At 52.3% G+C, this 19,028-nt stretch carries 19 protein-coding genes and 1 riboswitch; of the genes, 4 read left to right on the top strand and 15 right to left on the bottom strand.

The genetic code is table 11. The features are described from left to right. Positions 1-334: 334 nt before the first annotated feature. Both FS806_RS06120 and FS806_RS06115 read right to left on the bottom strand, forming a co-directional pair. Positions 335-568 (bottom strand): hypothetical protein, encoded by a 234-nt coding sequence (locus tag FS806_RS06120; RefSeq protein ID WP_144933701.1) that lies wholly within the window; start codon positions 566-568, stop codon positions 335-337. Next, positions 565-1,005 (bottom strand): GNAT family N-acetyltransferase, encoded by a 441-nt coding sequence (locus FS806_RS06115; protein WP_144933700.1) that lies wholly within the window; start codon positions 1,003-1,005, stop codon positions 565-567. The genes FS806_RS06120 and FS806_RS06115 overlap by 4 nt, the downstream gene beginning before the upstream one ends. A 556-nt stretch (positions 1,006-1,561) precedes the next feature. On the opposite strand from FS806_RS06115, the gene FS806_RS06110 reads away from it, so the two are divergent. Continuing rightward, a complete protein-coding gene (locus tag FS806_RS06110; protein ID WP_222126597.1) occupies positions 1,562-1,972 on the top strand; it encodes a hypothetical protein in 411 nt (136 codons plus the stop codon). Positions 1,973-3,355: 1,383 nt separating this feature from the next. Here the strand turns inward: FS806_RS06110 and FS806_RS06105 are convergent. From FS806_RS06105 to FS806_RS26075, 12 genes are all read right to left on the bottom strand, one after another. Then, the gene (locus tag FS806_RS06105) at positions 3,356-4,222 is read right to left on the bottom strand and encodes a MetQ/NlpA family ABC transporter substrate-binding protein (protein WP_144933698.1); all 867 of its coding nucleotides are present in this window, start codon (positions 4,220-4,222) and stop codon (positions 3,356-3,358) included. Between the two features lie 36 nt (positions 4,223-4,258). Then, entirely contained in the window at positions 4,259-4,918 is a 660-nt protein-coding gene (locus FS806_RS06100) for a methionine ABC transporter permease (protein ID WP_144933697.1), read from the bottom strand. Continuing rightward, a complete protein-coding gene (locus FS806_RS06095) occupies positions 4,905-5,921 on the bottom strand; it encodes a methionine ABC transporter ATP-binding protein (protein WP_144933696.1) in 1,017 nt (338 codons plus the stop codon). Before FS806_RS06095 ends, FS806_RS06100 begins: the two co-directional genes overlap by 14 nt. A 73-nt stretch (positions 5,922-5,994) precedes the next feature. Further along, positions 5,995-6,115: riboswitch (SAM riboswitch) on the bottom strand. 243 nt (positions 6,116-6,358) lie between these two features. After that, on the bottom strand, positions 6,359-6,604 hold the full coding sequence (locus FS806_RS06090; RefSeq protein WP_222126596.1) for a hypothetical protein: 246 nt from the start codon (positions 6,602-6,604) through the stop codon (positions 6,359-6,361). Positions 6,605-6,608: 4 nt separating this feature from the next. Next, positions 6,609-7,226 carry an MBL fold metallo-hydrolase gene (locus FS806_RS06085; protein WP_144933694.1) on the bottom strand — a complete coding sequence of 206 codons (618 nt, stop codon included), beginning with the start codon at positions 7,224-7,226 and terminating at the stop codon, positions 6,609-6,611. Between the two features lie 31 nt (positions 7,227-7,257). Further along, on the bottom strand, positions 7,258-7,737 hold the full coding sequence (locus FS806_RS06080) for a MarR family winged helix-turn-helix transcriptional regulator (protein WP_144933693.1): 480 nt from the start codon (positions 7,735-7,737) through the stop codon (positions 7,258-7,260). A 114-nt stretch (positions 7,738-7,851) separates the two neighbouring features. Next, a complete protein-coding gene (locus FS806_RS06075) occupies positions 7,852-10,017 on the bottom strand; it encodes an MMPL family transporter (protein WP_260981998.1) in 2,166 nt (721 codons plus the stop codon). A gap of 42 nt (positions 10,018-10,059) precedes the next feature. After that, positions 10,060-11,205 carry an NAD(P)/FAD-dependent oxidoreductase gene (locus FS806_RS06070; protein WP_144933691.1) on the bottom strand — a complete coding sequence of 382 codons (1,146 nt, stop codon included), beginning with the start codon at positions 11,203-11,205 and terminating at the stop codon, positions 10,060-10,062. 39 nt (positions 11,206-11,244) lie between these two features. Beyond that, positions 11,245-11,958 carry a methyltransferase domain-containing protein gene (locus FS806_RS06065; protein ID WP_260981997.1) on the bottom strand — a complete coding sequence of 238 codons (714 nt, stop codon included), beginning with the start codon at positions 11,956-11,958 and terminating at the stop codon, positions 11,245-11,247. Positions 11,959-11,988: 30 nt separating this feature from the next. Beyond that, positions 11,989-13,119 (bottom strand): type III polyketide synthase, encoded by a 1,131-nt coding sequence (locus FS806_RS06060; protein WP_144933690.1) that lies wholly within the window; start codon positions 13,117-13,119, stop codon positions 11,989-11,991. A 186-nt stretch (positions 13,120-13,305) separates the two neighbouring features. Continuing rightward, positions 13,306-14,190: a metallophosphoesterase family protein gene (locus tag FS806_RS06055; protein WP_144933689.1), complete on the bottom strand. Its 885-nt coding sequence runs from the start codon at positions 14,188-14,190 to the stop codon at positions 13,306-13,308. 81 nt (positions 14,191-14,271) lie between these two features. Continuing rightward, positions 14,272-14,409 carry a hypothetical protein gene (locus FS806_RS26075; protein WP_222126595.1) on the bottom strand — a complete coding sequence of 46 codons (138 nt, stop codon included), beginning with the start codon at positions 14,407-14,409 and terminating at the stop codon, positions 14,272-14,274. Between the two features lie 69 nt (positions 14,410-14,478). Between FS806_RS26075 and FS806_RS06050 the strand changes: the two genes are divergently transcribed. Continuing rightward, positions 14,479-15,552, top strand: coding sequence for a M42 family metallopeptidase (locus FS806_RS06050; RefSeq protein WP_144933688.1), 1,074 nt, complete (start codon positions 14,479-14,481; stop codon positions 15,550-15,552). 274 nt (positions 15,553-15,826) lie between these two features. Continuing rightward, entirely contained in the window at positions 15,827-15,967 is a 141-nt protein-coding gene (locus FS806_RS26070) for a hypothetical protein (RefSeq protein WP_222126594.1), read from the top strand. A 135-nt stretch (positions 15,968-16,102) separates the two neighbouring features. Here FS806_RS26070 and FS806_RS06045 read toward each other — a convergent pair whose 3' ends face one another. After that, positions 16,103-17,170 (bottom strand): hypothetical protein, encoded by a 1,068-nt coding sequence (locus FS806_RS06045; protein ID WP_144933687.1) that lies wholly within the window; start codon positions 17,168-17,170, stop codon positions 16,103-16,105. 436 nt (positions 17,171-17,606) lie between these two features. On the opposite strand from FS806_RS06045, the gene FS806_RS06040 reads away from it, so the two are divergent. After that, positions 17,607-18,614 carry an LLM class flavin-dependent oxidoreductase gene (locus FS806_RS06040; RefSeq protein ID WP_144933686.1) on the top strand — a complete coding sequence of 336 codons (1,008 nt, stop codon included), beginning with the start codon at positions 17,607-17,609 and terminating at the stop codon, positions 18,612-18,614. Positions 18,615-19,028: the final 414 nt, after the last annotated feature.

Raw genomic sequence — 19,028 nt, 5'->3', positions numbered from 1 at the left:
GCACGGCTGCATTATCGCAGGCTTTCCACCCGAGTGTTCAGAATCACTTCATAAAAACTGCAGAATCGCAGGAATTTGTACGGCTTTACGGCTAAACCCTTCCGCTATTCGCGGTCTCTCTGCATGGCTTTACTTCGATAAAGGTTTATGCAGTACTTTGCGAGTAGCCTTGGAACTGGATAGGAAAACCGGTATTAGCGAAGATTTTTATGCCATAGGCGCCTTCACTTCTGCACCGCATTAACATAATAAAGAACTCTAAGCTGTAAAAAGACGCCTTTCGGCGTCCTTGTAGGGTGAAATAAGGGAAGCGTACCCCAAGTATCTATAGTAGCTATTCAGAACTAACCTTGGAATCGGTTTTATCCGGGCCCTGCTTGGCCTCTACCGCCCGGACCAATCGAATCAGCCAATAAAGAGCGATCCACGGCAGAATATACTTGGTAGCCCACTCCGCTATTGGAATGAAGTCAACGTCATAACCGGACAGCTTGCCCACGGTAGCCAATGAAATAAATACAAAGAACACGATAAGCCCGCCGGTCACAAAATTATAGACTGTCTTCATCCTTCGTCCTCCGCTTGCTCATGAACCGAATAGGTGCAGCGAAATTTTTCCTGCCCGTCTTCTTCCTTGAAGCTGACAATCGTGAATCCTACATTCCGGAAGAAGTCCACCGACTCTTCCTCCACTTCCGCTATAATGTGGTCCGGATTCCGCAAGGAAATCAATTCAAGCAGCTGCGCCCGTCCAAGTCCATTCCCGCGTACTTCGGGCTTAACATATAAATGCCGGATGAGAACCGTATTATCCTGACGGCTTCTAATTCCCAACAGCCCCACGATTTCATCTTCCACTTCCAGGCCCAGGATCGACAATTCCGGGTCTGACCGGTATTCCTCTACTGCTCTGTCCAATAACTCAGGGTCATATTGAACGCAGGCCTCCAGAAGCTCGCGGATTTCTTCCTCACCGAGCTTCGGCTCCAAATCAACAAGCTGCATATTCTATCCAACTCCTTCCATTAACTGCACTTATTCGAAATCAGCCCGCCCGCCGGCATTCTCTTATCCTTCATAAAATGAGTCGTTATCCATTATCCACTATTTGCCGGCTTTTGAGAAGTCTTGTTAAATTGCTTAGGTTAGTTATTCTTCTTTTCATAAGTTTGCACACTGAAAATATGGTCCGACGGTCCTTAACTGCCACCTTTAACTTCATTCTTCCGCCGCTGTCCATCCACATCTTCTTGGCTTCTTCCCGCTGCAGGCTTCTTTCTCGCCACTACATAACACCACCTCTCGAATATCAATTTGAAAATATATAAATAAACCTTGTGATTTATCCGATAAACTAATCCTAGAGTAAATATTGGAGGATGGGAATTTGGAATTTTATCACTGGGGGCTTGTCATATTGGTTGCTGCCCTATTTCTGTATCTCTTTAGTTCATATCTAACTTTCAAAAGAAATATCGACAAATTGGTTAAGAAAAGAGTTATAAGGTTCAATTTATCAAAGCACAAAACTCATGAAAAACTTTACAGAGCCTACAAATTAATGAAGCCCGAAGAATTAATGTACGCTAGAAGAGAAGTAAATTCACATTACTTCGACACCCCTATACTACAAATAGCTGATTTATTGATAAAACTTTCTTTTACAGTTGGGCTCGCTGCGATTTCAGTCTTGGCTACTTCGGCGGCTTCTATTTTAGATTTTTTGAATAACAGCGATAAAATTATTGTAGACTCAAATTTTAACCCAGCGGAACATTTAGTCGGTATCGTGAATGTTATGACAAAAGTTGCTGCAACTTCTAATGTCATTTTATGGTCAGGACTAACCGTCTTTATTATCATTTCAAGCCATCTATTTTTCTTGCATTTGAAGAAAGAACTCCAAAAACGTCACTTAGATGCCATAAATGAAATTATGGAGGAGCGCAAAAACAACTTATACTATCAATAATAAATTAAAAATCAGGCTCAACCTAGAAATCAATACCAGATTTTCTACCTCCGGAATAACTACCTTGAGAATCCGTCAAATTCACCGTCTGCTGGCATCGTTACAAGCGGAATGGCACGCATACCTTGAAAAAACCATCTATTTTCATCATCTGATGGTGCCGCGGCGAGACGCATGGATGGTCATCTGCCCGGCTCCCCTCCGGTTTTAATCTCGCTAACGAATCTGGGTAACGTTATTGCCTTAAAAACGATGCCATTAACAAATATAACGAAACTCTCGATCGTTATATGGCTGAAATCCGGCTCTGTGATCTTCAATTTTGATGAATTAGCGATATACAGTTTCATAAGAAAATGGATTAGTTATGTTTTGCCCGAATAACGTTTTCAGGTTTTGTAATATTACCCCGCCACATCCTACCTTGAAAATCCGTCTATTTTTCATCATCTGATGGTGTCGCAGTCAGCGGCATGGGGTCTAAATGGATTTCATCCAGTTAGATTTCTACATTCGGGAGAAATAGTAATATTAAATGGAAAACTACAGTTAGTTTGCGCCAAAACGGTCGTTTCGCCCAAAGTTGCCCATTTTAACTGTAGTTCCAGTTAGCTTGATTATTTTCGCTCATTCGCTTGAATTTAACTGTACAAAATACAGTTAGACGCGCTATTTCGCTTGCAACGGTGCCGACAGGCACCAGCAGACGGTGAAACAGACGGATTTCAAGGTAGTCGTTATTTGGTCATGGAGTGGGAGCGACTCAAGATAACTATGAGTAATCACTTGACGGTCTGTTCTTCCTCTTTTCCGATGAAGTACGTGATCTCGATTTAGTTACAGCACTGCGCCAACTGATGGCATTTTTCATGGAGATTGCCGCGGCCAAAACCAAGCGGAACAAACCAGAAGTTATTCGTCTACTTCTCTGATTGGATTGCCGGTTTCCCCAGCTATAACAAGGCTTACTTGTCTATTTCAAGCTGCAAAGTTTGAGTTTATATAAAAAAGCTTCTATGCGAAGCCTTTTCAAAGAAGAATAACCCGGTTTTAAAGGTAGCTTTTTTATGCCAATAGGAATCTAGATTTTCTTCGTATTAACGCTGTAAAGAACTTAAAGATTCCTATGTGGTAAAAAAGCACCCGCCGGGTGCGTTACTATCAATGACAGTGAATATTAGCGCAGAAAATGAAAAAACCATCAAATATACAAATCAAGCGAGAAGAGTTACGCTCCGGTTCATTTGCTGCGTTGCAGCCGTGCGTGTCATTCTCACCTGGTTTAAATACCCATTCCAAGGAAGAATTATTCTCGTATATAAAAACGAAAACTGCCTGCAAATACAGACAGTTTCCAATTGCTTTATTTCTATTCATCGAGACTTAGAAAGCCGGAATGATCGATCCTTCGTATTTTTCCTCGATAAATGCTTTGACCTCCGGTGATTGCAGAGCTTTCACCAGCTTCTGAACGGCTTCGGAATCTTTATTGTCTTCCCTTGCGGCAATGATGTTAGGAAACGGGGAATCCTTATCTTCCATGAAGAGAGCATCCTTGGTCGGAACAAGCTTCGCTTCCAAAGCGTAATTCGTATTAATCAGCGCCAAATCCACTTCATCCAATACACGAGGGAGCATGGCAGCTTCAAGTTCATTAATTTTCAGCCCCTTGGGGTTCTCCACGATATCCTTGGCGGTTGCTGCGATGCCTACCCCATCCTTCAGCTTGATCAAGCCGTTCTCCTCGAGAAGGACAAGAGCGCGTCCTCCATTGGAAGGGTCGTTAGGAATGGCGACCGTGGCCCCATCCTGCAATTCGTCAATGGACTTAATCTTGTGAGAGTAGGCGCCGAACGGCTCCACATGAATGCTTCCTACACTCACCAGCTTCGTTCCTTTATCTTTATTGAACTGCTCCATATAGGGAAGGTGTTGGAAAAAGTTTACATCCAACTGTTTCTCATCTACCTGCACGTTCGGTTGAACGTAATCGGTAAACTCTTTAATTTCCAGAATGACGCCTTCTTCTTTCAACTTATCCTGAACCAGCTTCAGAAGCTCGGCATGCGGCACGGCAGATGCTCCCACCTTCAAGGTAACCTCCTTGGCGGCACCATCGGAGCCTTGGGAGCCGGATGGCGAAGCCGAAGGAGAAGACGACGGCGTAGGAGCCGCGTTCTTCTGTCCGCAGCCTGCAAGGGCGACTAAAGCGATAATAAGAAGAAATGCAAGTACTACCTGTTTTTTCATTAGGTTTCTCCCCTTTTCTTTAATTTATCTATTGCATTATTTGCGGATGAATCGGAGAACGAGACGATCCCCGACCATCTGCAAAACTTGCACCAAAATAATTAATATAAGTACGGTGGCGATCATGACTTCCGTCTGGAAGCGCTGATATCCATATCGGATGGCAAGATCCCCCAGCCCCCCACCGCCGATCATGCCCGACATGGCGGTATAAGAGACCAGCGTGACGGTGGTGATGGTGATCCCTGCAATCAGGCCCGGGAGCGACTCCGGCAGCAGCACCCGCAAGACGATCTGGGCGCGTCCCGCCCCCATGGATTGGGCGGCTTCTATAACGCCGCGGTCCACTTCCCGCAGAGCGGTCTCTACGAGGCGGGCGAAGAACGGAGCGGCCGCAATGACAAGCGGAGGTATCGTTCCCTTGACACCCATAGAGGTCCCGACCATCAGTTTCGTTAACGGAATAAGTGCAACCATCAGGACAACAAATGGCACGGAACGCAGCACGTTAACGATGAAGGAAATGATCAGATTGACAGCCCGGTTCTGCAGCAAATTTCCCTTGGTTGTCAAATAGAGCAGAATACCCATCGGCAAGCCGATGATAAACGTGAACAGAGTGGAGAGACCCAGCATGATCAGCGTCTGCTTCGTCTCCCGGGCAATTTCGGCCCAATCGATACTAGCCCAATCCATGCTCGTACACCTCCACATCCAGCCCGCGTTCTATAAGCAAGCTTACGGTATCATCCGCGGCCTGCCGTGGCCCCTCAATCTTAACAACCAATTGCCCGTACGGGGTACTTTTTATCCGGGAAATCGTTCCCTGCAGGATCGAGAAAGTTACGCCCGTTTCCTGCACTACGCGGGATAAAATTGGCTCGTAAGTAGATTCGCCAAGAAAATTGATCTTTAAAATCGTGGAGTCCGGAGAGAGATTCTCGTCCCGGAAATCAACGCTATCCGCTACTTGCTCAATGAACTGTTTGGTCACTTCATGCCGAGGCTTCAGGAAGACCTCTGCCACAGGGCCCTGTTCGATGATCCGGCCCTGATGGATGACCGCCACCCGGTCGCAGATCGAACGGATAACATGCATCTCATGGGTAATCAAGACAATCGTGATCCTTAGCTTACGATTGATATCCAGCAGCAGGCTGAGGATCGAATTCGTCGTCTGCGGGTCCAGGGCGGAAGTTGCCTCATCGCAAAGCAGAACATGCGGGTTAGTGGCCAGAGCCCGGGCGATGCCGACTCTCTGCTTCTGTCCTCCGGACAATTGGGCCGGATATTTCCGGCTCTGCTCCGTCAGGCCGACCAGCTCCAACAGCTCCCGCACGCGTTGGTTCACTTCCGCCTTGGGCGTCTTGATCAGCCTAAGCGGGAAAGCGACATTCTCCTCTACGGTCGCCGAGGACAGGAGATTGAAATGCTGGAATATCATTCCGATCCGCCTCCGCTGCTCCTGCAGCTGCTTCGTGGAAAGTGCCGTAAGCTCCACTCCGTCGACGACAACGGAGCCGGCTGTCGGACGCTCCAGCAAATTTATACTTCTGAGAAGGGTGCTCTTCCCGGCACCGGAATGCCCGATGATTCCGAAAATTTCCCCTTGCTCAATGCTCAAATCGATGTCATGCAAAGCGTACGTCGTATGGGAACCGCTTTGGTATTGTTTTTGCACATGGCGCAAGTCAATCATGGATTCACCTCAATATAAGAAAAAGCCCTTATGCAGAGCAAAAAGGGCTTTCCGATCTAATCGAAACCGTCCTTTCTCATCTGCCAGAATCATTCGATTCTGAAGGAATTGGCACCATTGTCACCGCACGCTGCTCGCGCACGATCGGTTGCCGGGCTTCATAGGGCCTGTCCCTCCGCCTCTCTGGATAAGAAAATGCCGTATTCAGTTTAGTTGTTCCTGAGAAATACAAGCCTCAGTATACCCCATCCCGGTTTCGTTCGTCAATCCTCTTTCCTAAATCGCCATGATTCATCCATACGCAGTAAAACGTGGTAAATTTTGCTTCACATCATAACAAAAGAAAAACTAATTCATACTAAGTTGATTGGTTATATATGTTTTTACTAAAATAGCATATATTTGTGGCCAATGCAATACTTAAACCCTTTTTAGTTTCAATTATTTTGCAGTCCAGCCGTTAACAAAGCAGTGAATCGCTTCAAGCTCGATTTCCCCGGGCTCTTTCCCCACCCGACGGGTATATTCTCTTGGAGGATTCGATGAAGCTCCCCTTCCGCTTCCACCGTAATAGAACACAGCAGCTTTAACAAACCGTTATATTCCAGGTACTCGTTGCGGGATAAGGGCATTTCATGCGACAGCACATAATAATCGGCGTCATACCGATCCAGCTTTTCCAATAGATCAAGAACAGCCTGGACCGTATATTTTCCGCCAAGATCGGGGTACATACAGTCTCCCAAGAAGAACTCCTCCTGCCCGGCCTTCCTCCGCCACATATATAACGGTGGAATCCGATGAGTGATCTCCCCCCACATGTTCAACGGTACAGCGGACGCCGCCCAGATCGATGTCCAGCTTATCGGTGAAGGTTTGATCCGGCAGCCGGATAAGGATATCGCGGTTGTGGGCGAATTCCTTCTTAATCATGTCCGCGCAGAAGAGAAATTCACTTCCTTCCCGCACCCTCTCATCCAGAGCTTCGTCCGTCCATGAAAGCTTCGCCATATTCTCCAGTGCCTGCTTCGTCTGCAGATGGGCAATGACCGGCAGATTAAGCCGATCCGCACCGAAAACATGATCCCAATGGCAATGGGTCAGCACAACCGCGTGAAGCTTCGTGATTTGCCGCTCCGCCAGCACCTCCAAAAAAAGCGAGGCATGCGACGCAGAATTTCCCGCATCCATAATCAATGTCCGCTCATGGCCGCAAATTGCGGCTAGGATAGGCCGGTCGGTTTCCTCCTCCGGCGGCATAAAATAGACGGCATCCGTTAGGCGCTCGAGCTTCTTTTCCTTCATTAGAATAGTTCCCCTCTCTTAGACTTAATCGCTAGCTATCCGCTTCATTGCCGGATTTCGTCGTTCCCTCGTCCTCTCCGGACGCTGCCACCAGACGCTGCAGAACGTCCAGCACCTGCCGGAGATCCTCGAGCGGGACCTTGGAATAAAACCGGCGCACGAGCCATTCGTCAATCGATTGAAGCAGCTCGGCATATTCCTCTCCACGCTCCCCCAGCCGGATGAACGACTCCCTCCGGTTGTCGGGATTCGTCCGGCGCGTAATCATCCGCCCTTCCTCCAGCTTCGGCAGCACCTGACTGACCGCGCTTTTGGAAATTTGAAAATGTGCGGCAATCTGATTCGCCGTAACCGGCTGATTGCGGATAATATAATACATGAACAGCTCCTGCTGCGGCGTCAAGTGATAGCTCTTCAGACGCTCCGCTTGCTTCGTATTCTGCCAAACCAAGGACTGAAACTGTTCGAAGGACTGATTAATTTGATCCATTACTTTCAAATACTCGTCCACCCTGTCACCTCCCAGAGGTTTATGCAGTTTAGTTTATTAAACTTAACTATATAAGTCAACTATTTATACCTGCCCAATTACGGATTCTTATTCAAATATACACGAAAATTATCGTTAGGGAGCCCACCAGTTCCATCTTCCGAGCAGCTTCATCAAAGACGGGACGAGCATCATGCGAACAATAGTGGCATCGATTAGGATGGCCGCAGCGATTCCTATGCCAAGCTGCTTAACCCCCGCTACCCCTCCCCAAGCGAAAGGAGCGGTCACTGCGATCATAATCGCCGCCGCGGAGGTAATGATTTTACTGGTGATTGTCAATCCTTCCAGTACGGAACGTTCATTGTCTTTAGTCCGGAGATAGATTTCATAAATTCTCGACAGCAGAAACACCCCGTAATCCATGCTGATACCGAACGTCAAGCCGAAAATAAACACCGGTATCATGATAGCGATGCTGGTCGGCTCCATCCCGAATCTGCCGTCTTGGAATATCCATACAAGAATGCCGAAGGAAGCTCCGAGGCTTAACAGATTCATCAGAATCGTTTTGACCGGTATCCACAAGGAGCGGAAAGCGAGAAACAGAACAAGAAAGTTGGACCCGAATACAAATAAGAAAACATATTTTAGCTTGGTCCTGATTTCATCATAGACCTCCTGCTGATATTTCGGCTCCCCGCCAACCCGGATGGAGAGACGGGATGACACATCCTCCTCAGCCCCCCATTTCCGGACCCAATCGATGGCCGTCTTAGAGGAAGGGCCGCCATTCAACGTCACGGCAATGAGCATGCGGTTTCCTTGAACGAAGGGCTCTAATAGGGGGTCAAACCTTTTCTTCAAATCGGCGTTCTGAGTAATCATATGAAGCTGCCCAGGGGTCAAGGAAAGCCGGTCGAAGACCGTTTCGACTCTTAATACACCGTGGCTGCGCCGCAATCGCTCCGCCAGATCATAGACGGCCAGCCAAGCGTTTCGGTCCGGGTGAATTTGTCCGGCCTCCGCAACCACATACACTTGCGAGACAGCGGGAGGGGAAAAATATGCCGCGAACCGCTCCGCAGTTTGACGGGATTCGTAATGACGGGGCAAAGAGGCGGCGTCGGGAACGGTCATTTCCATTCGAGCGAGGGGCAGGAGACAGACAAGAAGAGCCACAGAGGCCAGCGTGCCCATTAGAACCGGCCGCCGCATGACATAAGCGGATAGAGCGGCCCATAAGCTGCTCCGGACATTCCGGCGCCCTCGGCCTTCCGCCCGCAGCCGTCCTCCTGCCAGCACCAGCAGAGCCGGGACCAAAGTGAACGTCAGCATTAGCGAAATGGTAAGCACGATCATGGCGCCGATCGCGACCGAGTTAAAAATGGGCATCCGGATGAACAAAGTGCCCGCCAGTCCCAGGTATACGCATAAAGCGGAAAAAAATACAGCCCGGCCGGCTGTGGACATGGCGATGCTCACCGCCTTCGGGAGCGGATGCATTCGCAGCTCCTCGCGAAAGCGGCTGACCAGCATCAGGGCGAAATCGATGCTTAACGCCAGCCCCACCATAGGAATGACGTTCAATACGAAGATGGACAGCTCCAATCGGGTTCCCAGCCCATACATAATGCCCATGGTCCCTATCACCCCGATCAATCCTACAACAACGGGGATCATGGCGCTGATGAAGCCTCCGAAAGCGATCCAGAGGATGATGAACGCCAGCGGTACCCCTATCATCTCCGCCTGGGTCAAATCGGCATGGCTGGTCCGGTTGACATCCTCCTGAACGACCGGCTTCCCGGTCATTGAAACCGCCAACCGATCGTTATCGGGGAAGAGACTTCTAATGTCGTCTAGAACCTTTTGAGTCTCGCGGGCAGGGGTATCCAGCACCAGCAAAGCATAGGCGGCCTTTTCCTGCAGCATTCCTTCCCTGGCCCACGGGGAGATCACCTCCCGGATGCCGTTCACCTGCTCCACCCGCCGAAGCATACTGGCGATTTCCAGATGAAATCGCTGCGAAGAGAACGGATTCTTGTTCTCAAAGAGCAGGATCACCGGCTCGTCCGGTAGATGAAAATCCGCAGCTAATATTTGCTGCGTCCGGGCATAGTCCCCTCCTACCCTTAGCCCGTGATCCTGCAGTACGGCAGGGAGCTTGACGGCGGAGCTTCCGCAAACCGCAAGAAAGACAAGCCACGCGGCTACAATCGCACGAGAATATCGGACCGCCAGTGTGGCAAACCATTGCAGCACAACCTTCTCCCCCAGACGCAAAAAAGTTAATCTCACAAGCCCCGTATTTTAACCGCACAGCCGCGCATGCCGCCTCATCTACCGTTTCCTCGGGTTCGCACAGGTTAGCCGGGTCCTCTCGACCATCCGGCCGGCCAAACCGGGAAGCCGATTTCCTAAGCGGAACAACAGAGGAGACGTTACCCGGCTGTCAAGCATCCTTTGCAGCCATCTGCCCCATCGCAGCAGAGGCATGCATTCCTGCCGCAAGGCCCGGGTATACTGCTGCTTCCAATCTTCCAGCCCGAGGCTCCCCCGCAGAAATTCGTCCACCCACCGCGAACATAATACGACCGTGCGCAGAGCTACCGCCATTCCGTCCCCGCATAGGGGAGGAATCATCACAGCAGCGTCTCCGATGAGGGGCACCTGCCCCCAGGCGGTTGGCTTTCGGCTGATGGCTACAGGGTATACGGCCGCTTGTGTCTCTGCAAGCGGCATTCCGCCAGCGAGCCTTCGCTGCAAGGCGGGATTGCGTGCGGACGCCCATTTTATAGCGTTTTGCACGGATTTTCCCGCGTGATGGAAGGCTTCCCTGGTCATCAGCGCGGCCACGTTATGACGATTTCCTTCAATCGGGGCTATGCCCAAATAGCCCCCCGGAAACAGATACAGCTCGACCCGGTCTCCTCGCTCCATGCCGGAATAGTGGGCTTTCACCCCGACATACGATCGGTGAAGAACGGATGCGGCCGGAGCCAGTCCGGAACGGGGGCGGCGCCCCCAGGCACCAATCACCGCACGGGCTTCGACGATTTGCCGCACGCTCCGGCCGCGAAGCTCTAACCGGTGCCCCTCCCCGTTCCTACCTATCGAAATAACAGCGGTGCCGCTTATGAGCTCCGCCCCCCGCTCCTGTGCAGCTTGCTGCAGCACATGATCCAGAGCGAAACGGCTGATCCCGAGCGCCGTCCCCGGCAACGGAATGTCCAGTATCCATTCGTTGGCCGCAGTCAGCCTGACCGTTCTCATCGCGCTGGGCTGCAGCGGCTGGAGCAGCGGCAGCAGACCAAGGGCGGACAAGCTGTCCAGCGATTCCGGAGATAGAAATTCCCCGCACACCTTATGCCGGGGACAGGTATCCTGATCAATTAAGACGGTGCTCCAACCCATTCCGGCCAGTGCCGCCGCCATGCTGCTCCCGGCGACTCCTCCGCCGATTACAGCCGCATCGTACCTTCGCATCGTCCCCCCTCCTTCCCGACGGCCGGAGCCGGCCATTGCTTAGTTGACCGGCTTTAGAGCGGTCACCACGTATCGGAATAACGGCCGCCAGGTTATGGACAGGCTGGGGACCGGCAAGGTGTCCCTCAGACGCTGCCACTCTTCGGCCCGGAACCCTTTGGCCACGGATAGCGGGCCGTCGTTGCGGATATAGCGGTTGCGTGAAATCGACCGGGTGACCAACCAGACAGCCAGCCAGGCGAGCCAATGCCGGTGAATATCCTGAATGACAATGCCCATTCTTGAAGCCTTCAGCATCTGCCGGACAACCCCCGGCAATTGTTCGGATGCGAAATGGTGGACAAACTGGGTAGCGGTCACAATATCCGCGCAGCCTTCCGGCAGCTGGAACAAATCCTGGCGGACGACACTCACCCTCGGTTCCCGGCTGAATAATTGCCGTGCTTCCGCACACGCCTCCTCCGTAATATCGGAGATCGTGATGGTCAGATCGATCCGCTCACGATCCGCCCAGCGCAGAAGCCGCCGATTGACATCCCCCGAGCCCGCACCGATGTCCAAAATCGAGAACCGCTCCGGCTGTCCCGCCGCCGACCAGATCTGACGGACTCCATAGAGCGTCGGCCCGGCAGCGGCAAAAATCCGGTTCAACCGGCGCAAATGGCGCAGCGCTTCACTCAAATCCGGGCCTCCGGCAGCCAAATCATCCATCAGCTCCGGCTCCGCCGCTCTCCGCTTCAACGATGGAATCAATGGAGTCCCTCCTTCACTCCGCCCTTCCGCTTATCTGCGGATTGCAGGCGGTATATAAGCCATTTGCATAATTTCCGCTGCAAGGCCGGGGCCGAAGGCCAAGGCGATTCCTTCTTTCCGGGCGGATTCGGCCGTTTCCATAGAACTTCTTATGGCTTCCAACACGAACAGAATCGTCGCCGACGACAGATTTCCATATCGCCGGAGAATCGTTCGGCTGGCGGCCGTCTGTTCTTCGCTTAAGCCATATATCGTTTGCAGCGTATCGATAATGCCGCGGCCGCCGGGGTGAATCGCCCAAAATTCGGGGGCGGGGCCGCCTTCCAGAAGGCGTTCCACTTCGGGAGGCACATACTCACCGATCCGCTGCGGAATGCGCGGCGACAAATACAAGTTAAAGCCGTAGTTTCCGACCTTCCATATCATCTCGTCAGCCGATTCAGGGAAGAGCACCGTTCGGCTGCGGCCCAAGGCCAGCATTCCCCGCTCAGAGGAATACGCGCTGCCGACCACGCAGGCCGAGGCCCCGTCGCCGAAGAACGCTGCGCCGAACAGCGCTTCCCGGTCTGCTGCGGGCTGGATATGCAGCGTGCACAATTCGACGCAGACGATCAGCACCTTCGCCTGCGGGCGGTGCTCGACCATGCGGCGGGACAGCCGAAGCGCCGTCATCCCGGCAGCACAGCCGAGGAAAGTCAGCGGGATCCGCTCGACGTCGGCGGGCAGGCCAAGCTGCCGAACAAGGACGGCATCCAGCCCGGGCAGGAACAAACCCGTACAGCTGACCGTAATCAAATGGGTAATGTCGCCCGGACTTATCCGGCTGTCCTTCAATGCCAGGCTTCCCGCCTCGTAGCCAAGCCGCGCCGCCTCTATTCGGAATTTCTCCATCCGCTCCTCGGTGGAGGGCACCTCCTGGGGGCGCGAATAGGCTACATAACGGCAGCGGTCGCCCTGGTTTAACAGCTCGGGCTCACAGGTATAGCGCGTTTCTACGCCGCAGTTGCGGAATATTTTACCCGCCCAGCGAGCCGCCTGCCGATGCCCCGACTCGACCAGAGCATCGGTGAGCTTGCTTGAGGCTTCCTCTTGTTCCAGCCGATATGGAGGCACGGCAGTGCCTATGCCCAATATAGCTATGTCCGGCCCGTTGCTTTTCATCTGCTTCTTCCTTTCTCTATCGCTTTAAAACGATCCATAAGACCGTTGTGACGCAAGAAAGCTCTCATCCATTCCTGGCAGGCATGTCGTATGTTGGACAAGATCCGCTATAGAATAGTATGAAGGCAGCTAGAGAAATATGTTTAAAACAAAAGACAGGCCCAAGTCGGCCTGCCGTAATTTCTTTTATGGGAGCTCAGAGGGATTCCCCCCCTCATCCGGACTGTCAACCGGATACTTAACCGAATACTCGGCGGATGCGAGCCAGGAGCCGGAGGCAAAATCCCTGCCTCTAACCACCACTTCGTCAACATACACATCTACATAATAGCCTTGGCTTCCCTTCTTGAAATCCTCCGTATCCGTCGACAGGTAGGCCACGGAAGCCGTATTCAGCATGGTCCCGTATCGCGACAGGTACATGGTGCGAGCGGAACCTAGCTCCCAATGAGAATGCCCGGTGAACAAGATCGTTTGCGGGTATTTGGCCAGAATGCTCTTCATCTGCGAATCCTGCACGACTCCATGCCAATCCCGCGAACCGGCCACCCCGTCCTTCAGCGGTTGATGAAGAAATACGAATATGGGTTTGCGGGAATCCGATCCTTCCGCCAGCTTCTCCTCGAACCAGTTCAATTGAACGTCTGATAAATAAGCATCGTCCTTCAACCCCTGCTCCGTTCCCAAGAAAATAAAATGATACCCTTCCAGCCAGTGGTCGTGATAAAGGCCTCTCATCCCCGTCTTGCGCAAAAAACGTTCCCTGCGGTCGTCCCAATCGGCCCAGCGCACATCGTGGTTTCCCATCGTAAACAGCATCTTGGGCCGACCGTTCTCCTTCCATATTCTCAGCATTTCATCATATTCCGGCTCCGTTCCTGAATCCGTAATATCTCCGACCAGCATGATCCCTACGCTGTCCGGACAGTGCTCCCGGATATCCTTCAACACCCGGTCGAAGTTCCGATTGAAATCGTGGTTCTCGTCCGTTGTTACGTGGATGTCGCTAATTACCTGAAACCGGATGACCGGCTTAACGGCGGATGAAGGCGCTTCCGAATAATTTGTCATTGACAGCCCTCCTGAGCTCTTTTTATTCCCCTTCATTCTAACAAGATTTTGCCGAAAATTAACCCCTGTCCCGCAAATAAATTATCCTCCATGCTTGTCCGCGCTTGTCAGCAGTCCGGCCGGACGGGACGGCGGCGGCATCACTTCGCGGCAAGCTTCCGTTAACTTCCTGTCAACCTTCGCTCTATAATCCTGTATTGTTTTTCCAGCAGAAACCATCTTATACTTAGGAAGAGATAAAATTAAAAGAACGGTCCGTCATTGCAGCGGTCCGGAAGGAGGTACCAGATGAATCGCGATACGCTGGAATTGTTTCGCACTTTGACAGAGCTGCCGGGGCCTCCCGGTTTTGAGCATGAGGTGCGCCGATTTGTCCGCGCTGAATTGGAGAAGGTGACTACGGAAGTGATCAGCGACCACTTGGGCAGCATCTTCGGCGTCCTGCGGGGCGACGATAGCGGACCCAAAGTGATGGTCAACGGCCATATGGACGAGGTCGGGTTTATGATCACAGGCATTAAGGACAATGGCATGCTTAAGTTCAAGCCCTTGGGCGGCTGGTGGAGTCAGGTGCTGCTCGCCCAGCGCGTTCAGATCTTGACCAAGCAGGGAACGTTATTCGGAGTCATCGGCTCGACCCCTCCCCATCTGTTGGATGAATCGCAGCGCAGTAAGCCGGCGGACATCGGCACCATGTTCATCGACATCGGGGCCGACAGCCAGGAGCACGCAATGGAGCTGGGCGTTCGTCCGGGCCTGCCTGCCGTTCCCGTCTGTCCTTTCACCCCGCTGGCGGACGGCAAGAAAATTATGGCGAAAGCCTGGGACAATCGCTTCGGCGTCGGCCTTGCACTGGAGCTGGCCAAAGAGCTGAAGGGGCAGCACTTCCCCAACGTCCTCTATACCGGCGCAACGGTTCAGGAGGAGGTCGGGCTTCGCGGCGCACAAACGGCGGCGGCGCTTATTGAACCCGACATTTGTTACACGCTCGATGCGGGCCCGGCCAACGATACGACAGGCGACCGCCAAGCCTTCGGCCATTTGGGCAAAGGAACGCTTGTCCGAATTCTGGACAGCTCCATCGTCCCGAACCAGGCATTGATCGAGTTTATTCTCGATACGGCGGAAACCCATGATATTCCTTATCAATTCTTTGTTTCTCCTGGAGCAACCGATGCGGGGAAGGTCCATCTGTACGGCAAGGGCGTACCTACCGCAGCTCTGGGGGTATGCGCCCGGTATATCCACACTTCCGCTTCCATCCTGCATATCGACGATTATGCGGCGGCCAAGGAGCTGTTAGTCCGTCTGGTGCAGGCCACGGACCGGACCCTGGTGCGGACGGTCACCGAGCAGGCGTAGGAGTTTATTCTATGGAAAAGAGTTCCTGACTTTCCCAGTAACTAAGATAAGCGTCCATTCCGTTCCGAAGGTACACGCCCTGAAGCTTCATACAACAAAGAATCAGTGACCGGCGCATGCTGAAATGGATTCGGAGGGGGGCTAACTCCCGGGGCAGTGAAGGAAAACATCCTTGCCGCGAATTCATTCCGTGGGCCAACATAAATTCCTGCGATAATACATCAATTATGAAGCGAATGGAGATGTTCGAAAGAAAAGCCTGCAACAACAATACATGAATTTTTATGAAAATCAGCCAAATCTTTATTCGAACTGGATTGCGGGCTTTAACTCGACAGCTATCGATAGTGATCAAAATGATATACTTTTGCAGATTTTTGCCGCCCCAGCCGCTACCCGCTACCAGCTATCGTGAAAAAAGCTCCTGACGGAGCCATTGCCAAGATGAAAACCGCTGCAGCCTATAAAGCCGCAGCGGTTTTACTATTGCCGATAAAAAATATCTCAAGCCGCTGCCGCTCTTCCTTGAACGACAGCGGTGGAGTTTTTTCTATTTATCCCGGTTGGTGAAATAAATGACATGCGGACCGGGCGCTCCGCCGGTCAGGCTGATCTCGGATTTATAAGTATTTCCGTTGGCCCCCAGTATGAAGTCGGCAAACGGCCAGGCTTGCTCATAAGTAATAAAATCAGACAGCTTCAACCGGTTCCCCCACTTCACCACATAATGCCCAAATCCTCCCGAAGGATTGTGATAGAGCGTTACCGCGCGGGGATGATGGTGACCGTTCTCGATGACCACTTGAAGCCGGTACATGACTCCGTAGTTTCCGTTATTAACCACGCTGCCGCCATCTACCGCGTTATATCCTGTCTCGTATTCCCCGGGCATTTTATCGCTCCATTGACCGGATTCGGCGCTGGAGATGCGGATCAGCGCATTTCCCATGGCGGTGTTGTATTTCAGAGTCCCTACGCGGTCATAATGCGGGAAGGTTCCCCGCGTATGCGAATCGCCAGGCAGCACGGGAACGGTGACCGGATTATCCGGACGGTCTTTATAATTCAGCACGGTTACCGTCACTGCTGCAGGCCGGTTACCCTTCTTGGTTTTGGCCAGGAATTGGGCGATTCCGCTGTTCGTGTATGTGGGCGCCGTAGGAGATTCGATATAATAGCTTTCTCCGGGGGCAAGCGTCGTAAGAAACTGTTTGTTGAAGTTACTTGCCATGAAATCGGCCAGGGCATCCTGTCCGGCAACGTCGACATAATAGCTCGTTCCGACCCCGCTGCCTTCCGTAAACAGCTGCACCGCTTCCTCCGACTCATTCGTGACGGCCACCGCCACCGTCACCGTCTCATTCCCTGCATTCTGATGGTGCCAGAACACGCGGAAGGAATCGCTAACCGAATCCCTGTAGAACGCTCCCTGATTGGTGAATGATTCCGGGGAATCGCTGAGAATCAGCTTGCCTCCAACTCCGGTAAGCTGAGGCTTCTCCAGAGGCACAGCCGGCTTCAATTCGGATACGGGAATAACTCCCTGACTTGCAAAGACGGTGCTGGCACTCAGCAGGCCGATCAACATGAAAGCTAACAGAATTCTGACCCGGTTCATCGAACATCTCCTTTACACAATTGGTTAGAAGAAGCAGATCTTCCCTGCTCAGCGGCATAGCTAAAGTCCTTCGTAGTCTTTACAGGCCCTGGAATAGGCATACCAAAGCAAATCCGTACCGCGCCTCCGGGCCGTCTTCCCGACATCGCTCCCCCCTTCCAGGATTCAGTATAAACTCGCCGCCTATCCCCCATTCTATTCTTCAAGCCATTAAACTTTCCTCATTAAACGCGGAGGATGTCCGATCAAGGGCCTGATTGCCTGCTATGTATTACAGCAACGATGCTTCCCGGGAAGGAGCTTTACAAATAGAAAGGGAGCCGTCGCCTGTTTCAGCTCCCATGCATTTCCTTCGCGATGGAGCGGAATGATAAGAATCTACAGACTTTTGACCCGCGCAGGACTATTTGGTACAGTCGGTATAGAGGTGATCTTAATGTTAAAATTGGGCGTTCTTGACCAATCTCATATAGGCGAAAACCGAACGGCCGCAGATGCGTTGAAGGAAACGACACGACTAGCGCAAGAAACGGAGAAACTTGGCTACACCCGCTATTGGGTATCCGAGCATCATGCCTCTAAGGCGCTGGCCTCCTCTAGCCCTGAAGTGCTGATCGCGCATCTGGCGGCGGCGACCTCCCGCATCCGTGTCGGCTCGGGAGGAATTATGCTGCCTCATTACAGCCCGTATAAAGTTGCGGAGAACTTCCGCCTGCTCGAAGCGCTTCATCCCGGAAGGATCGATCTCGGGCTGGGACGCGCCCCGGGAGGCTTGCCCCTGGCGACAAGGGCTCTTCAGGAGGGGAAATATACCGGCATAGACCGCTACCCTCAGCAGGTGGCCGATCTGACCGGCTATTTGCACCAAAATTTGCCCGAGGAGCATCCTTTTGCGGCACTGCAGGCTGCTCCTCTGATCTCTACGGCACCCGAAATATGGCTGCTGGGCTCCAGCAGTGAAAGCGCGCGGATAGCCGCTCAACTGGGAACGGCCTATGCCTATGCGCAGTTTTTCGGCGTGCCGGGCGGAGAGAATGCGATGCGGATTTATCAGGAGCAGTTTCGCCCTTCCTTTCTGAACGAGAAGCCGAGATCGATCGTAGCCGTGCTGGTTATATGTGCCGATACGGAAGAGGAAGCGGACCGGCTGGCCTCCAGCACCGATTTGTTTTTCCTGCGTCTCGAGCTCGGCATGGAGCTGTCCTTTTTTCCGTCGGTAGAGACCGCCCTTAGTTACCCGTACACGGAATTCGACAGGGAGAGAATCCGCCATGGGCGCGAGCGCCGGATTGTCGGGTCCCCGGAGCAGGTCAAGAAACGCTTGCTCGCGGTCAGCGAACAATATCGGACCGATGAAGTGGTCGTGATTACCCCTACCCACGATTTCGCGGCACGCGTGCGCTCGTACCAATTGCTTGCCGAAGCGTTCGGGCTGGGCGATTAAAAGGCAGTGTGATGCAGAGTGTTTGCCAATCCATTCAATAAAAAAGCTCCTAACGGAGCCCTGTAAAATTCCCGCATAGTGACGCGTTGCCTTCGAAGCGTATTCCGTCCGCACACCAACGGAGTCGGCGTCTAAACCTTCCTCTAATCGCGGTCGCTCTTCATGAATTTGCTACGATACTTTGCGGGAAGCAAATGATGAGCAAGGGAAAGCCACTTTTCGCGTCCGGGTAGATAAGGACGTCGCAAAGACGAGCAAGGGAAAGCCACTCTTCGCGTCCGGGTAGGAGGACGTCGTAAAGACGAGCAAGGGAAAGCCACTCTTCGCGTCCGGGTAGGTAAGGACGTCGCAAAGACGAGGTCGAGTAGGCGGGGCCTTTCCTTCGAGGATTGTGCCCCTTACCCCTCACAGATC

It is taken from the genome of Paenibacillus sp. 32O-W (assembly GCF_007679495.1).
Classification (GTDB): Bacteria; Bacillota; Bacilli; order Paenibacillales; family NBRC-103111; genus Paenibacillus_L; species Paenibacillus_L residui.
This window is presented reverse-complemented; position numbering and strand designations above follow the sequence as displayed.

Bases quoted from the DNA above. Each gene is read 5' to 3' on its own strand.
- FS806_RS06055 (WP_144933689.1), bottom strand. From the start codon at position 14,190: ATGACAAATTATTCGGAAGCGCCTTCATCCGCCGTTAAGCCGGTCATC.
- FS806_RS06085 (WP_144933694.1), bottom strand. From the start codon at position 7,226: ATGAAGGAAAAGAAGCTCGAGCGCCTAACGGATGCCGTCTATTTTATG.
- FS806_RS06100 (WP_144933697.1), bottom strand. From the start codon at position 4,918: ATGGATTGGGCTAGTATCGATTGGGCCGAAATTGCCCGGGAGACGAAG.
- FS806_RS06050 (WP_144933688.1), top strand. From the start codon at position 14,479: ATGAATCGCGATACGCTGGAATTGTTTCGCACTTTGACAGAGCTGCCG.
- FS806_RS06040 (WP_144933686.1), top strand. From the start codon at position 17,607: ATGTTAAAATTGGGCGTTCTTGACCAATCTCATATAGGCGAAAACCGA.
- FS806_RS06095 (WP_144933696.1), bottom strand. From the start codon at position 5,921: ATGATTGACTTGCGCCATGTGCAAAAACAATACCAAAGCGGTTCCCAT.
- FS806_RS06110 (WP_222126597.1), top strand. From the start codon at position 1,562: ATGAAGCCCGAAGAATTAATGTACGCTAGAAGAGAAGTAAATTCACAT.
- FS806_RS06060 (WP_144933690.1), bottom strand. From the start codon at position 13,119: ATGAAAAGCAACGGGCCGGACATAGCTATATTGGGCATAGGCACTGCC.
- FS806_RS06045 (WP_144933687.1), bottom strand. From the start codon at position 17,170: ATGAACCGGGTCAGAATTCTGTTAGCTTTCATGTTGATCGGCCTGCTG.
- FS806_RS06115 (WP_144933700.1), bottom strand. From the start codon at position 1,005: ATGCAGCTTGTTGATTTGGAGCCGAAGCTCGGTGAGGAAGAAATCCGC.
- FS806_RS26075 (WP_222126595.1), bottom strand. From the start codon at position 14,409: ATGGTTTCTGCTGGAAAAACAATACAGGATTATAGAGCGAAGGTTGAC.
- FS806_RS06070 (WP_144933691.1), bottom strand. From the start codon at position 11,205: ATGCGAAGGTACGATGCGGCTGTAATCGGCGGAGGAGTCGCCGGGAGC.
- FS806_RS26070 (WP_222126594.1), top strand. From the start codon at position 15,827: ATGAATTTTTATGAAAATCAGCCAAATCTTTATTCGAACTGGATTGCG.
- FS806_RS06105 (WP_144933698.1), bottom strand. From the start codon at position 4,222: ATGAAAAAACAGGTAGTACTTGCATTTCTTCTTATTATCGCTTTAGTC.
- FS806_RS06120 (WP_144933701.1), bottom strand. From the start codon at position 568: ATGAAGACAGTCTATAATTTTGTGACCGGCGGGCTTATCGTGTTCTTT.